Source organism: Bdellovibrio bacteriovorus (genome assembly GCF_001592745.1).
Classification (GTDB): Bacteria; Bdellovibrionota; Bdellovibrionia; order Bdellovibrionales; family Bdellovibrionaceae; genus Bdellovibrio; species Bdellovibrio bacteriovorus_B.
On sequence record NZ_LUKD01000008.1, the window covers coordinates 321,365 to 334,712 of the forward strand.

A 13,348-nucleotide genomic window follows, 5' to 3' on the forward strand; every position below is an offset into this window, starting at 1 on the left:
TTTTTCGTTAGTTGGCTTTTGTTCGAAGTAAAAAAAGGGGGAATGATGGTTAGTCTTAATAAAAAGAATATTTCTAGAGGAATTCTGATCGTGGGAGGAGTAGGCACACTCCTGGTGTCGTTTCAGAATTGCGGTTCACAAGCGACCTTCGATGAAATGACGATGGCGTCGGGTTTGGACCCCTCAGGTCTGGGCACGGTGCCACCTGTGATTGTCGATGACAACGGAAACATCGTCGATAATTCAGGATCGACGCCGAACACGGGAACTTCGGGATCAAACACGAATACGGGATCTAACACGAACACGGGATCTAATTCGAGCACTACGACTCCTGGTACGAGTACCCGCACAAATGGCAGCTCGACGAAGGCTGCTCCGAAGGTGAGTGCTCTTTCAAACTATATCAAGTCTTTTCATAACGAAGTAGCCGACGGAAATTTCCATGGGCACTTTGTGGTTTCGGGAGTATCGATTGCGGAAAAAGAGCAGATCTATCTTTGTGTCGCGAATACTTGTTCTGACAAAGACTATGTGAAGTTGACACACCATCCATATGTCGCTGCGGTCAGCGCGCGAGACGGGGGTGTGCACTTTTCTGTCTTCTTTGCTAAGGTTCCGAATCTTGAATTGGGTGGCACGATGAGCGTGTACCTGTACAAGATCGATAACCAAGGCGGAAAAACATCTTTGGGTGGAATGAGATATCCTTTGCACGTCGCACTTCCGTACGTGCGCGATTATGCGTATCCGAAGTTTTCAACCGTCTCGCAAGTAGGTAATACGACGATTGGACTCGATATGTATTGCAACGGCGGTGGTGCCGGTCTTCCTAACTATTGGGTTGGGAACTGGAAATGCCGCTACGATTTGCGTGTGAATTAATGGATCCTCGTAAGGGCCCCCGATGGGGGCTCTTTTTTTGATGACTTCTTAAGGCGCGACTTCGGTATGTCTCGACCAATGCTTTATGTATCAAGCCTATTGATACAGATTCTTTGATAACTCCTCAGGGTTCTTGAGCATATTGTCGATGCGTAAGTAGGAGTCAAAAAATGACTCGTATATCGAATCTGTATTGTTTGGAGAATTATGAAGGATAGAAGACAGTCTTCTATTGAAAAATCAGTCCTCATAATGGCGGTGTTGCAAATGCTGCCGGCTTGTACTCTTCAAGCAAACATCACCGACCTTCAGACTGTAGCCACTCCAAGTGTAGGTAGCTTAAAAGCCGCTCCTTTATTGGTTCACGGTCAGACCGTCAGTATGGGTAGCGGCTACGTGATTCGTGGTTCGTTTGGTGAAATTTCAGAGCGTCAACAATTACCAGCGAGTGAGTTTGCAATTGACGGAGTATCGAATGAATAGATTTCTCCTGTCCCTACTCTTATTGATGGCGTTTGAAGTTGAAGCTCAGGTGAACAACGCAATCTCTTTCCATGCCATCGTTAAGAATTCTTTTGGGGAAGTCTTTACTCGCACGGGTCTAAGTGTAAATGCAAAAATCTTAACAGCTAATAATTGTATTTTAAGGGAAGAGCAGTTTAATGGCATTGCCATTACCGATGGCTATCTGAACTTATGGATCGGTCGAGGCCTTGTTGGTGGTCACGATCCCGGGCTCACGATGAAAGAAACCATGGACAACTCTCATGTGATTTCAAGTGGGCCATCTCAACCCGGGGGCTTGGTTTGCCTTGATGGCACCGGAAATGTTGATGGCGGAGTCACTTCGTTCAACCCTGCCGTGAGCGGTACGAAAAGAAAGTTTCGTCTAGCCGTTACAATTGACGGCCAAAATTTATTTGCAGATTTCGATATGGGCACGACGGCTTACGCTTTGAATGCGGAAAGCTTGCAGGGTAAATCGCCTGCAGACTTTATCATGAGCAACAGCGCTCAAGGTGTAACACAAAATAATATCGAAAGCATCTTTAGTCGCTTCACCAAACTGGATGCGATTTTGGGACGCTTTGATGCGACCGGGGTGAACTTAGGCGCGAACATCACCGGAAATGCGGCGACCGCGACAACGGCAACAGTCGCAGATTCAATTGCTGGCGGTCTTAACGGTCTCTTACCGAATCAAACAGGCAAAGCCGGACTTTATTTGCGCACGGACGGAACAAATGTGAGCTGGGAAGCTGTTGCTGGCGGTAGTGGCAGCTTATCGAGCGTGGGATTGAATTTGCCAAATATTTTTTCAGTTTCAGGAAGTCCACTGACTGCAGATGGGTCCATCGTGGCTTCTCTTGTCAGTCAAAATGCAAGTTATGTTCTTGCCGCTCCGAATGCCTCTGCGGGAGTTCCCACCTTTAGGCCTTTGACGGTGAGTGATATCAGCAATGCGGGCAGCGCCGCTCTTTATCATGTTTCTGTGACAGGCGATGCCGGAATAACAGAGCTTGTAAAGGGTGATGACTCTCGTTTAACAAATGCACGCCCTATCCCGGATAACACTATCACGACGGCAAAAATTCAGGACGGCGCGGTTACCAATGACAAGCTGGCCACCGGCATTAGTGCCGGAAAAATTTCTGGTTTAGGCGGATTGGCAACTAAGGACTTCGTAGATCTTTCAACAAGTGATGTTACGGGAACGTTAACAGCATCAAGAATGCCAGCGCTCACAGGGGATGTCGTATCAACCGCAGGATCCGTGGCTACGGTCCTTGGCAACAATGTCGTGACAAGTGCTAAGTTCAGACAAAGTATTGCCCGATCCGTCGTGGGTGTCAGTGGGAATGCGACGGCCAACGTCACTGATATTCAAGGAACGGCCAATCAAGTTTTGCGCGTTGATAGTCTAGGAACTACATTGGATTTTGGAGCTGTGAATTTAGCTTCGACCAGCGCCGTGACAGGGGCCCTGCCAATCGCAAACGGCGGCACCGGTGCAACGACGGCCGCTTTGGCAAGAACAGCCCTGAGTGCCGCGGTAAGTGGGACAAACGGGGATATCACAAGCTTGACGGCAGTGACGTCTTTGAGTAGTTCGAGCGCGCTCTCATTAACTTCAGCGTCGAATACAAATATCAATATCACACCGGGTGGCACAGGGCGGGTGATTCTTAGTGGCAACGTAGGTTTGGGTGTGCCATCGCCAACGGAAAAACTTGAAGTGAGTGGCAATGTTAAAGCTACTAGTTTTATTTCAACTTCGGACAGTCGTTTAAAGACGAGTGTGGAAACATTGAGAGGCCTTGATACGATTCTAAGACTTCGCGGAGTCCACTTCCGATGGATTTCAGATCTGACGCCCGAGTTGGGATTGATTGCTCAAGAAGTCGAACAAGTGGCGCCGGAACTGGTGGTCACGGACTCGCGCGGATTTAAAGCAGTTAAGTATTCCAACATTGTTGCGCCTTTAATTGAGTCTACCAAAGAGCTGTACGGTCTTTGTGTTGATACTTCAAATAAAGTGAAAGCGCAAAGTCGTGGTATTGCCACGGTCGAAACTCAGGTGCAGAAATTAGAAAATAAAATTCGCAAGCTGGATGCTGAAAACGCTGAGCTTAGAAGCCGCTTGGAAGCTTTGGAGAAGGCTGTTTATGAAGCTCGTTAGTTATCTCTCTACCATTTTTTTGATCATCTATTCGGATGCTGGCTATGCGCTTGGGGCAGGTGTTGCCGGTAAGATTGAATTTGAAAATAAAAACCTTTCTTATTATAACGGTACATCCTGGTTTACTATTGATTACTCGATCGGGGCTAGTTGCTCAGGGTATGCAGCCGGGACTATTCATTTTGATTCTCCTCAGATGAGATTTTGTGACGGCACCGACTGGCGCATTATTGTTAGCACGCCCGTGTCGATTTGTGCGCCAGCTTCCGCGGGCGCTATTGAGTTTAACTCTCCCAACTTGAGGTTCTGTGATGGTACTGATTGGAGACGGATCGAAGCTATGGCTCTCACAGCTTCGCCTTCGTTGTATTCTTCGCCAGCACCGAGCATCCAGGCCCTGGGTGATGCCAGTGCTTTAACCGGAGTGGGGACCAGTTCTGGGACGGAACCTTGGATTGAAGTTACTTATACTCAACCGAAAACAACGAGTTCGGCAACTTTTCGGCAGTTGGATATAGAGGCGCCAGGGATTTGGGGAGTACATTATCTTAACGGCGCATCTTATCAGTATCACGATGGTGCTGGCTGGGTGACACTAGCGACTTTATCAGGCTTCACAAATGCAGGCGCAGCGATTACTTTTTCACATGCAAGTGTCACGGGAAACCGCTTTCGAGTTGTACGTTTAGGTACCACGGGGTATCTGGGCGTGGGAGAATTTGTAATTAATCCGTAAGGGTGCGATTCGGCCTAGTCTTACCTTAAAGCATTCAAAAGCACCCCCAGTCGGGGGCTCTTTTTTTAGAACTGATGGAACTTCTCGTCGTTTTTAAAATTTAAAATAGCGCGAAAGCCGTGAGTTCCTGCCATGCCTGCGATCACTGTTCTTAACGCATTGATCATGCGACCTTGAGAGCCCACTAGTCTTCCATACTCTGATTGCACAGTTTCAATTTGATAGATTGTCGTACGTTCTCCGACGGAATAAGTGACTTTAATATTTTCCGGAGTGGTCACGATTTTTTTGACAACGGATTCTAAAACTGAGCGCAGCGATTCCCTGACATCAGCCTGGCTAGTGGATAGGGCAGCGGACATGTAAACCTCCATGACCCTATTGAAACGTACATTGCGTAAATGATGAAGAGCTTAAGGACCATAAAGTGTGGAATCGTCGCTGACACAACGATTCCACTAGCAAAGATTTTATCCGATTTTAAAAAGGTTTACGATCCAAGCTACTGAAGAAAGAATTGAGCCTAAGTAGCTGCGAGGGTTTGCGGGCACGTAGCCACGTTTTCCTTGGATGTGCGTTTCAAAGTGCAAGTGCGGAGCTGTTCCGATACCTGTGTTTCCTGATAGAGCAATAAGATCACCTTGCTTCACGGACTGTCCCGCTTTGCTCTTAAAGCCAGATAAGTGAGCGTACAAAGTTTCAAGTTTATTGCCCGGGTGTACGACGATGACGTAGTGACCGTAGCCAGAAATTCTTTTTGTGCGGCGATTTTTTTCTGTGCGAGTCGCAAGGACTTTTCCATCAAGAACGCTGACGACAGAGGTGCCGGTAGCTGCACGTAAATCAATACCTTTATGTAGTCGCTTGCGCTTAAGTACTGGATGGTTGCGCATTCCATATTCACTTGTCACTGTTAAGCATCCACGGCCACAGTTTTTAATCGGGCTGATCACAGTTTGCACCGCCGCCTTTTCAATGACACCAAACTCAATTCTTTCTGCGCGCATGCGGTCGACATATTTCGATAATGAATTCATCGAGTGCAGTCGGCCTTCTTGCATGAACTCATTGAAAGAGCGCAAAGCATCAGCACCGTTACTTTCAAGGGCCCCAGTAACTCTTAAATCTGAAAGAGAAAGACAAAGATCCGTGCGATCCATGATCTCATCAGAGCGAATATCTTCGTCCATCACGTCAACGATGCGAAAGCCGCAGGCAAAACCTGCGCTATTTTTAGTGACCTCTGTCTTTCCGGGAGGAATGAAAGGAAAGCGGATGCGCTCGGGACTGCTCGTGGCATCACTTAGTGCGGAATTAATATTGTGTATATCAATCGCCAAAATAGATTCTTCTGGTAACTCAATGGCAGAGACCAAGGCACGTTTGCCATCTGCAAGCTCAGAAGCTTGGTAAAGATGAATGGCGAGCTTGTTTTCCAAGTAAAGCGTGTCATTGATTTCTTCAAAGGCCTGCGCCAAACCTGGCGTCGCAGTCATTACTAAAAGACTTCCGAGTAACTGTGACAGAAACTTATTTCGCATACGTTCCTCCGATCCACTTTGGCGGAAATGCGAAGAACAGGCCATGATTTGGAGCCTATGAAAGGCCTCTAATACGATTAAACAAGAAATAGCTGTCTAAGTTTTAGTGAGTTGGCTTCAAAAAATGTCACCGCGGATGACGGGGATCCGCAGTAAGGGATTGTTTTCTAACTTAAAGGAGTTGGCGTGGGCGTGGGAAGTGGGATGATGTCGGGCTCTCCGGGCACTTGCGGAAAGCTGCCATCCATCCAAGCTTGCTTTGCTTTCTCGATCTTCTCTTTCGAAGACGAAACATAGTTCCAATAGATGTGACGAGGCTCAAGGAATGAATCTCCACCCAACACCACAACTTGAGTGTCTTCCGTTGCTGTGATCTTTAACGACGAGTCATGCTCTAAGATTACAAAGTCATCGGGACCGATTTCTTTTTCTCCCAAAGATAGCTTTCCTTTAATGATGAAGAACGCAAGTTCCTGAGAGCCTGGATCAAATTCAAAAATGCCGCCTTTTTTCAGGTGCACGTCCATGAAGAAAAGTTTTGAATACACATCGACAGGCGACGTTTTTCCAAAAGCGCTTCCTGCGACAAGGCGTACATCCGCATCGCCCACTTGGAATCGTGGAATGTCGGAAGCGGCGTGATGTTTGAACGAGGGCTCACGGTCTTCTTCCGCTAAGGGCAAAGCCACCCAGAATTGCAGTAGGTGCAGGCGATGAGCTTTGCCATGAAGTTCGGGGGGGACGCGTTCAGAGTGGGAGATGCCTTTTCCCGCTGTCATCCAATTGACATCTCCAGGAGTCAGAAGTTGTTTATGTCCTAAACTGTCGTGATGAAGAACGGCACCTTCAAGTAAATAACTCAAAGTAGAAAGACCGATGTGTGGATGAGGGCGCACTTCCATGCCTTCTCCCGCAGGGAAATCCGTTGCTGGAAAGTAGTCGAAAAAAATGAACGGACCGATCATGCGTTTTTTCGCATACGGCATCAAGCGGTGCACAGTGGGGCCACCGACAGAGACAAGACGGGGAGCAATCTCCATAAGAATATTATTTTGTGTAGAACTCATATTATGTCCCCTTTCATTCTGTGGAAACTCATGATAGCCTTAACCAATTTAGCATGTGAATGAAAATTTAAGGAGTAGCATGAAAACAAAAAAAGAAATCGTCGATAACTGGCTGCCTCGCTACACGGGCGTGCCTTTGAACGAATTTGGTCAGTACATTTTGCTTACGAACTTTGGCAATTATGTGAAGATGTTCGCAGAAAAGTTCGATGTCCCAGTGCGCGGTCTTGACCGCCCGATGCAATCAGCAACAGCCGAAAACATCACTATCTTAAACTTCGGTATGGGAAGCGCTCTTGCTGCAACGTGTATGGATCTTTTAACCGCGATAAATCCTAAAGCGGCTCTTTTCCTTGGAAAATGTGGTGGTTTGAAAAAGAAAAACCAATTGGGTGATTTTATTCTTCCGATCGCGGCCATCCGCGGTGAAGGAACGAGTAATGAATACCTTCCTGAAGAGATCCCGGCTTTGCCATCCTTCCGTTTGCAAAAAGCGGTTTCTTCAATGATCGCGAAACATCAATGCGACTACTGGACGGGCACGGTATACACGACGAACCGTCGCGTATGGGAGCACGACGAAAACTTCAAAGATTACCTGGCTAAAACGCGTGCGATGGCTGTGGATATGGAAACAGCGACGATCTTCGTTACGGGGTTCGTAAACGAAATTCCTCGCGGCGCTTTGTTGCTGGTATCTGATAACCCGATGATTCCCGATGGCGTGAAGACAGAAGAGAGTGATAAAAAAGTCACCGCTAATTTTGTCGACAAGCATCTGAACATTGGTATCGATGCTTTGCGCGAGTTGCGTGATTCCGGTGAATCCGTGAAACACTTGCGCTGGGATTGATTTCACACAAAATCTTGTTCCTGAAATTTCCAAAGTCATGCAGTTCGAATAGCTTCTAACTCCTAAATGGAGGCTCACTGCATGACTCGCTGGATGATTCTTTTTGTTACTTTAATTTCTGTTTCGACTTCTTGGGCATTTGATTCTTACGAAGTTCAAGCCACTCCTCGGCCGCTTCCCGATGCGCCTTATGAGCCTGGTCCCGGCGACCCTATTCCCAGCGAGCCGCCTCGTGAGGAGTTTATTCCTTATTCGTTAGGTGAGGGTGATACGGGACGCTTTGGTTCTAAAGATACCGAGTTTTATCCACGTTTTGATTTAGCGCGAGTTGTGAGTATTCGTTTGGTCGGCTCACGCAATGAGATTGATGTGAAAGAAGTGAAAGTTCTTTACGCTGACAACATGGTAGAGAGAAGTTTGTACACGCTTCAGGGAAATTTACGTTCCGGCGCGATGAAAGAAATCGCTTTGGATGGGCGACCTATTTATCGAATTGATATCTCTGCCAAGTCCGAGCGCTTCTGGAAAAAGTTAGGGAGTTACCGAGTAGATATCATCGCTGTACGATGACAAATGCCCAAAGTTTGAGCATGAAAATTCGATAGGAAAATAGAAAAAGGCCTCGGTTTCATAGGGGCCCTTTTCGTAAATTCACCTTTTTTCACGCAATTAACATGTTGTGTCATTTTGAAATGTGCGATATAACTGGCACCACTTTAATCACTACAACTGAAGTACATTTTGGGGAGGCTCGCTTTGATCAATCCTGGCACTAACATGCAAGCGGAAGAAATCGACTCTGACTTAGACTTGGACCTAGATAACGAAAAAGAGATGAAGAAAACCTCTGCTTTCGAAGCAGACATGGACGAGGACCTTGAGGCAGAAGCTGCTTTAGCTACTATGGCTGGCAACTTGTTGATGGAAGGCGAAGAAGACGACACGAACCTGGATGAAATCGAAAATATCTTAGAATTGCCAGACACAGGTTTCCCTAAGTTCACTTTGGCAAAAAATAAAGCTCGTTTCCTAAGAATGGTGAGCTGGTATCGTGGTAAAGAAGAGTGGATTGAAGTTGCTCCTTTGTCAGGCGTAACAAAACTCTTCAAACAACAGACAAAAGAGTTGGAAGGCATCCGTTCTTCTAAACTTGATTATGAAATGGAACTTGAAACTGGAACTTTGACTCCGTCACAACGCTCTTATCGCCGTGACGAACTTAAGATGTGTAAAGTTCAAGAAAAAATGGCTGTTCACTTGATCTCTAAACTTCAAGTGAAAATCAAATCCGGCCGTAGATAATCCGCGTTCGCGGGTTGCAGTAAAACGACTTAAATTGTTGTAACCATCAAAGCCAAGGGTCTCCACCCTTGGCTTTTTTCTTTTATCGCACAGCACACAGACCCGACAAAACTTCCTGATGATTCTCTTTTAGTTTACAGTTTGAAGGTACTCTTAAAGAAGGAAAGGTAGTTCCTATGAAATCTTCTAAAAAGAAATCACAATCAAGCGCGGTAGCCATCGATATCGGAATCCCAGAAGCAGACAGAATCAAAATCGCAGACGGTCTTTCCAGACTTCTAGCTGACTCTTACACTCTTTATCTAAAAACGCACAACTTCCACTGGAACGTGACAGGCCCAATGTTCCAAACTTTGCATTTGATGTTTGAAACTCAATACACAGAACTAGCTACGGCCGTAGACTTGATCGCAGAAAGAATCCGCTCTTTAGGCGTTCCGGCACCAGGCACTTATAAAGAATTTGCAAAACTAACAAGCATCGAAGAACCAGACGGCGTTCCATCAGCAAAAGAAATGATCCGCCAATTGGTAGAAGGCCAAGAAGCGGTTGTAAAAACAGCTCGCTCGATCTTCCCGAAAGTAGAAAAAGCGGGGGACGAAGTGAGCGCGGATCTTCTTACACAACGTATGCAACTTCACGAAAAGAATGCGTGGATGCTAAGAAGCTTGTTGGAAGAGTAGTTCTTTAATTCCGGAATTTTAAAAATAGAAAAAGCCCTGGGGAATCCTCGGGGCTTTTTTATTTTTGAATCTAGAGCGTAAACTTAAAACTTAAAACTTAACGCAACCGCTTACCGCCACGGTGGCGGTAAAACGGGTGATCCTGCTTTCACTTCCACCGTGGAAGTAACTTTGTTTGCGAAAGGATAAGCGCCGACGTAGTTGCTCACTGCCACGATGGCAGTGAAGTTATGCTTGAAGCCCGATAGCCAGGGGAGCCAGGAGGCTTTTCGCTCTCCCAGAGTGACGCAATCGCTTACTGCCTCCGTGGCAGTAGAATGAAGCAGCAAGTGTTTTCAGTTTGGAAGTTTTTGAAGTCCAAGCACAATTCTCAACCGGTAGAGTGAAGTGGTGAACGAAGAATGAACGAACAAAGATGGTAGAAACGACTTCGCAAAGCCGGAGTCGCACTAGCAACAAGATCCCAGCCGAAGGCATCTGCTAAAAACAAAAAGCAGCAAACCCAAAACAAATCTCCACACGCAAGCCCACTCCCACCAAGATAAATTTTTGAGCAGCCTGCCAAGGTTAAGACATATCTTGCGGTATTTAGAAGTTGATTACTAACCGGACTACGAGGCTGGGAACGAATATAGGGGAGGCCCCGCAAAGGTCGGCCTTCGTCGGCGCCACGACGGCGCGAACCGCCGAAGGCGGCGACGATTGAGCCCGGATGGCGTGCCGACCGCCGCGGAGCCACCCCTATATTCGTTCCCAGCCAACCGAAACCCCGAATAGAAATCAAGACCCAAAATAACCCGGCAGAAAGCCCAGTCTTTCCCCCAACTTAAACTGTCTCAAAAAAAAATCGCACCTGGCCCTAAATTCTCAGCGTGATACGCCGATAGGTACAAAGTGAGTCAATTAGCATTGAATAATGTTTCAAAAGGGGAGGATTTAAATGTCACGCACAGTAATGATCGTGGTGAGCGATAACCAGGAAACGATTGAGAACGCAAAGAAGTACTGGGAAACACACGATGTGACAGTTCAAGCCTATTCATCTTCACAATGGAGAGAAGGTCTTGATAATGCATTTTTCAGACAACAACTAGTAGCTGGTGTTCCTGCTTTGATTTCAGGTAACAGCCCAGTAAATTCTGATGCTGGCGGTAACGTAATCCAGTTCCCAACAGCGACAGCAACTTCATCTAGCGTACAAAAAATGGAAGAGCTTGAAGCTCATGCTATCGAAAACGCTATCGTACAATACAAAGGCAACTTGACTGAAGCTGCGAAAGCTTTGGGTATTGGTCGCGCGACTTTGTATCGTAAAGTAAAACAATATCACATCGATCCTTCAGCAGCTCGTAAGAAGAAAGTGGCTGCTTAAGACCCTTTTGAATTGAAAACCGAAGACCGGGTGTTTACACTCGGTCTTTGTTTTTTCGGGGACCTTTCGGAATGAGTCGTGTTCTTGCCATACTACTAGCACTCAGCTGCGCCTTCGGAGCGTATCATTTCACTTTGCAAAAAAGTTTCGTGAACCCATATCCGGTGGTCTGTGATTTAGTTTCCTCAAAAATTTTTCTGGAAGACGACCAAGTCAAAAAATGGAATCGCATCTGCCATCGTCGCAGTCGCCTGGTGACGCCTTATTCGCCCAAAAAATTAGTCATTAAAGATATCAACAATGTGTTGGGTTTGCTCAACGTTTCTCATCTCGAGGTCTATGACTCTTCTGAAGTGAAGAGTATCTGGAGAGGAGAAGCCTTAGAAACAGGAATTGAAGCCGAGTTCGTCGACAGTGAGCTTGTGATTTTCAAACTTCATCCCAACTCGCCTGGGGCTTTGGCCGGCTTAAAAAAGGGCGACGTTATTAAAAGCATCAACCGCGAACAGCCCAATCCTTGGGAGGCTGCGACTGAATCGGGCACGTACCTGATCGAAAGAAAAGAACAGGAAATTTCTTTTCAAATCAAAGCCGCTCATATCGTTCGCAAAGAAGAAGTCAGCTTTGAAGATCTAAAAAACAAAGCGGCGATGATTCAAATCCCTTCATTTCGTGCCGATTTTTTCGCCGATGAAAAAATCGCCGAGCTTCAAAAGAAACTTCAGAACGTCAATCGGCTGGTTATCGATCTTAGAGGCAATGCAGGTGGAAACTTCGTTGCCGGTTTGAGATTTCTTTCGTTGATTCTGTGTCAACCGGAAGAGGTCGGGCGTATCGTGCGACCGCGCTATTCGCACAATGTGACAGCTGAACTTCCTGATGACTTGCGCGATGAAAAGCAGTTAGAGATTTTAGACCGCAGCAAAGAAGTGCTCCTAAAAACTTTCAAACAGGACACTTGCTTCCGCGGCGATATCAAAGTCCTGGTGGATGGAAAAACGGCGTCGGTGGCCGAGATGGTCGCACAAGCTCTTAAAGAATTTAAAAAAGCCCCCCTATTAGGAAGTCCTAGTCGCGGCCAAATGCTTGTGGGCGTTTGGTATCCGCTGAATGAGGTAGGACCGGGAGTGGAGATCTCAATCCCGGAAGCTCTGTACCTCAGCCACAACAAGTACAAAATCGAAGGGCAGGGTGTCGAGTTAGATAAAGTTCTCTATTACAACTTGAATGAGATGCAGGCGGGAATAGACTCCTGGGTAAAGCGTGCTCTAGATTGAAGGCTGTTGAAAAAGGCCCATCCGACTGCGTTGTCGGTCGGGCTTTGTCCTCGCTCCGACGTGCTGCTAGCACGCCATCGCTGCGGGAAAGTCCTCCGCCTTGAGGCTGAAGCTTTTTGAACAGCCTTCGATAGGTTGCTGAAACTGGCCTTGGAGTTAGTTTTGCGGTTTGGCAGTTAATTTTTTCGTCTTGAAATGAGATGATCATTTTAATACGTCAAACATCTTTTGTTCGGCTGTTCAGCTCTTTTGCAGCGAGCGAGAATAAGATAGACTTATAGACGGCACAGTCCTCGCACTAATGAGTAATATCATTTTACGAGGGGAAACATATGAGGAATGCAAGCGTGATTGAATTTCCAAAAGCTCAGTCAGTAAGAAAAAGATTGCAGGATAAAGCTCAAGAGCAAAAAGCAGTTCTTGTTCTTTCCATTGCTTCCGTACTCATTATGTCTGTTTTCCTGAATCAGTGGTTGGTCCAAGGGCCAGAAACATTAACCACAAATGGCAATCGTGGTGTCGCTAGTATTGAATCAGCGGCATTGGCCAAAGATGTGAAGTGGGAACAAGACCTCGCTAAGAAATTAGCGTCGGATAAAAACGCTGTGGCCGGCAGTTTGGCCGTTGCACCCACTCTTCGTGATGAATTGATCTTTGGATTTTTGGAAGGTCGTTACGGTATGAAGCTCGCTCAAGGCAAAATCGAAAGCCTTGAGTTCATCGATGCTCAAGCCGGTGATCAGCCAATGGCTATTTCTGATAAAGCAGAGTTCTTAACGAAGTATTCCGAAGCTTTCGGCATTGGTTTTGACCAAGTCAGCTTGGCGCAAAACTCAGCGGAAGGTCCAGTGTACTCTTTGATCTCTGAATCTAAAGAAATCGTTGGTCGCGCGCAGTTCGTGACAGATGAACAAGGTCGCGTTTCGGCGATCAATTTTACACAATAATTGCT

14 protein-coding genes are annotated in these 13,348 nt (G+C 46.5%); 11 read left to right on the plus strand and 3 right to left on the minus strand.

Annotated elements, in window-relative coordinates; translation table 11 throughout:
• Positions 1-42: 42 nt before the first annotated feature.
• The 4 genes from AZI87_RS16105 to AZI87_RS16120 all read left to right on the plus strand — a co-directional run bounded on the left by AZI87_RS16105 (position 43) and on the right by AZI87_RS16120 (position 4,301).
• The gene (locus AZI87_RS16105; protein WP_155722598.1) at positions 43-885 is read left to right on the plus strand and encodes a hypothetical protein; all 843 of its coding nucleotides are present in this window, start codon (positions 43-45) and stop codon (positions 883-885) included.
• Positions 886-1,092: 207 nt separating this feature from the next.
• Positions 1,093-1,368 (plus strand): hypothetical protein, encoded by a 276-nt coding sequence (locus AZI87_RS16110; protein WP_155722599.1) that lies wholly within the window; start codon positions 1,093-1,095, stop codon positions 1,366-1,368.
• Positions 1,361-3,565 (plus strand): tail fiber domain-containing protein, encoded by a 2,205-nt coding sequence (locus AZI87_RS16115; RefSeq protein WP_063209149.1) that lies wholly within the window; start codon positions 1,361-1,363, stop codon positions 3,563-3,565. The genes AZI87_RS16110 and AZI87_RS16115 overlap by 8 nt, the downstream gene beginning before the upstream one ends.
• On the plus strand, positions 3,552-4,301 hold the full coding sequence (locus tag AZI87_RS16120) for a hypothetical protein (protein WP_063209150.1): 750 nt from the start codon (positions 3,552-3,554) through the stop codon (positions 4,299-4,301). The genes AZI87_RS16115 and AZI87_RS16120 overlap by 14 nt, the downstream gene beginning before the upstream one ends.
• A gap of 65 nt (positions 4,302-4,366) precedes the next feature.
• Here the strand turns inward: AZI87_RS16120 and AZI87_RS16125 are convergent, their stop codons facing one another.
• The 3 genes from AZI87_RS16125 to AZI87_RS16135 all read right to left on the minus strand — a co-directional run bounded on the left by AZI87_RS16125 (position 4,367) and on the right by AZI87_RS16135 (position 6,909).
• Positions 4,367-4,663: a KH domain-containing protein gene (locus AZI87_RS16125; RefSeq protein WP_063209152.1), complete on the minus strand. Its 297-nt coding sequence runs from the start codon at positions 4,661-4,663 to the stop codon at positions 4,367-4,369.
• A gap of 108 nt (positions 4,664-4,771) precedes the next feature.
• A complete protein-coding gene (locus tag AZI87_RS16130; protein WP_063209154.1) occupies positions 4,772-5,842 on the minus strand; it encodes a M23 family metallopeptidase in 1,071 nt (356 codons plus the stop codon).
• A gap of 167 nt (positions 5,843-6,009) precedes the next feature.
• Entirely contained in the window at positions 6,010-6,909 is a 900-nt protein-coding gene (locus AZI87_RS16135) for a pirin family protein (protein ID WP_063209156.1), read from the minus strand.
• Between the two features lie 79 nt (positions 6,910-6,988).
• Between AZI87_RS16135 and AZI87_RS16140 the strand changes: the two genes are divergently transcribed.
• The 7 genes from AZI87_RS16140 (at position 6,989) to AZI87_RS16170 (ending at position 13,343) form a co-directional block, all read left to right on the plus strand.
• Entirely contained in the window at positions 6,989-7,762 is a 774-nt protein-coding gene (locus AZI87_RS16140; RefSeq protein ID WP_063209158.1) for an AMP nucleosidase, read from the plus strand.
• Between the two features lie 81 nt (positions 7,763-7,843).
• Complete coding sequence (locus AZI87_RS16145; RefSeq protein ID WP_063209159.1) at positions 7,844-8,332, plus strand: hypothetical protein; 489 nt, start codon at positions 7,844-7,846, stop codon at positions 8,330-8,332.
• A 186-nt stretch (positions 8,333-8,518) separates the two neighbouring features.
• Complete coding sequence (locus AZI87_RS16150) at positions 8,519-9,064, plus strand: hypothetical protein (protein WP_253696931.1); 546 nt, start codon at positions 8,519-8,521, stop codon at positions 9,062-9,064.
• A 176-nt stretch (positions 9,065-9,240) separates the two neighbouring features.
• A complete protein-coding gene (locus AZI87_RS16155; protein ID WP_063209162.1) occupies positions 9,241-9,747 on the plus strand; it encodes a Dps family protein in 507 nt (168 codons plus the stop codon).
• A gap of 940 nt (positions 9,748-10,687) precedes the next feature.
• Positions 10,688-11,119: a helix-turn-helix domain-containing protein gene (locus AZI87_RS16160; RefSeq protein WP_063209163.1), complete on the plus strand. Its 432-nt coding sequence runs from the start codon at positions 10,688-10,690 to the stop codon at positions 11,117-11,119.
• A gap of 71 nt (positions 11,120-11,190) precedes the next feature.
• Positions 11,191-12,396, plus strand: a complete 1,206-nt coding sequence (locus tag AZI87_RS16165; protein ID WP_063209165.1) for a S41 family peptidase — start codon at positions 11,191-11,193, stop codon at positions 12,394-12,396.
• A gap of 332 nt (positions 12,397-12,728) precedes the next feature.
• Positions 12,729-13,343 carry a hypothetical protein gene (locus AZI87_RS16170; protein ID WP_063209167.1) on the plus strand — a complete coding sequence of 205 codons (615 nt, stop codon included), beginning with the start codon at positions 12,729-12,731 and terminating at the stop codon, positions 13,341-13,343.
• Positions 13,344-13,348 lie beyond the last annotated feature (5 nt).

Coding starts and splice junctions, on each gene's coding strand:
- AZI87_RS16105 (WP_155722598.1), top strand. CDS start 43: ATGATGGTTAGTCTTAATAAAAAGAATATTTCTAGAGGAATTCTGATC.
- AZI87_RS16110 (WP_155722599.1), top strand. CDS start 1,093: ATGAAGGATAGAAGACAGTCTTCTATTGAAAAATCAGTCCTCATAATG.
- AZI87_RS16115 (WP_063209149.1), top strand. CDS start 1,361: ATGAATAGATTTCTCCTGTCCCTACTCTTATTGATGGCGTTTGAAGTT.
- AZI87_RS16120 (WP_063209150.1), top strand. CDS start 3,552: ATGAAGCTCGTTAGTTATCTCTCTACCATTTTTTTGATCATCTATTCG.
- AZI87_RS16125 (WP_063209152.1), bottom strand. CDS start 4,663: ATGTCCGCTGCCCTATCCACTAGCCAGGCTGATGTCAGGGAATCGCTG.
- AZI87_RS16130 (WP_063209154.1), bottom strand. CDS start 5,842: ATGCGAAATAAGTTTCTGTCACAGTTACTCGGAAGTCTTTTAGTAATG.
- AZI87_RS16135 (WP_063209156.1), bottom strand. CDS start 6,909: ATGAGTTCTACACAAAATAATATTCTTATGGAGATTGCTCCCCGTCTT.
- AZI87_RS16140 (WP_063209158.1), top strand. CDS start 6,989: ATGAAAACAAAAAAAGAAATCGTCGATAACTGGCTGCCTCGCTACACG.
- AZI87_RS16145 (WP_063209159.1), top strand. CDS start 7,844: ATGACTCGCTGGATGATTCTTTTTGTTACTTTAATTTCTGTTTCGACT.
- AZI87_RS16155 (WP_063209162.1), top strand. CDS start 9,241: ATGAAATCTTCTAAAAAGAAATCACAATCAAGCGCGGTAGCCATCGAT.
- AZI87_RS16160 (WP_063209163.1), top strand. CDS start 10,688: ATGTCACGCACAGTAATGATCGTGGTGAGCGATAACCAGGAAACGATT.
- AZI87_RS16165 (WP_063209165.1), top strand. CDS start 11,191: ATGAGTCGTGTTCTTGCCATACTACTAGCACTCAGCTGCGCCTTCGGA.
- AZI87_RS16170 (WP_063209167.1), top strand. CDS start 12,729: ATGAGGAATGCAAGCGTGATTGAATTTCCAAAAGCTCAGTCAGTAAGA.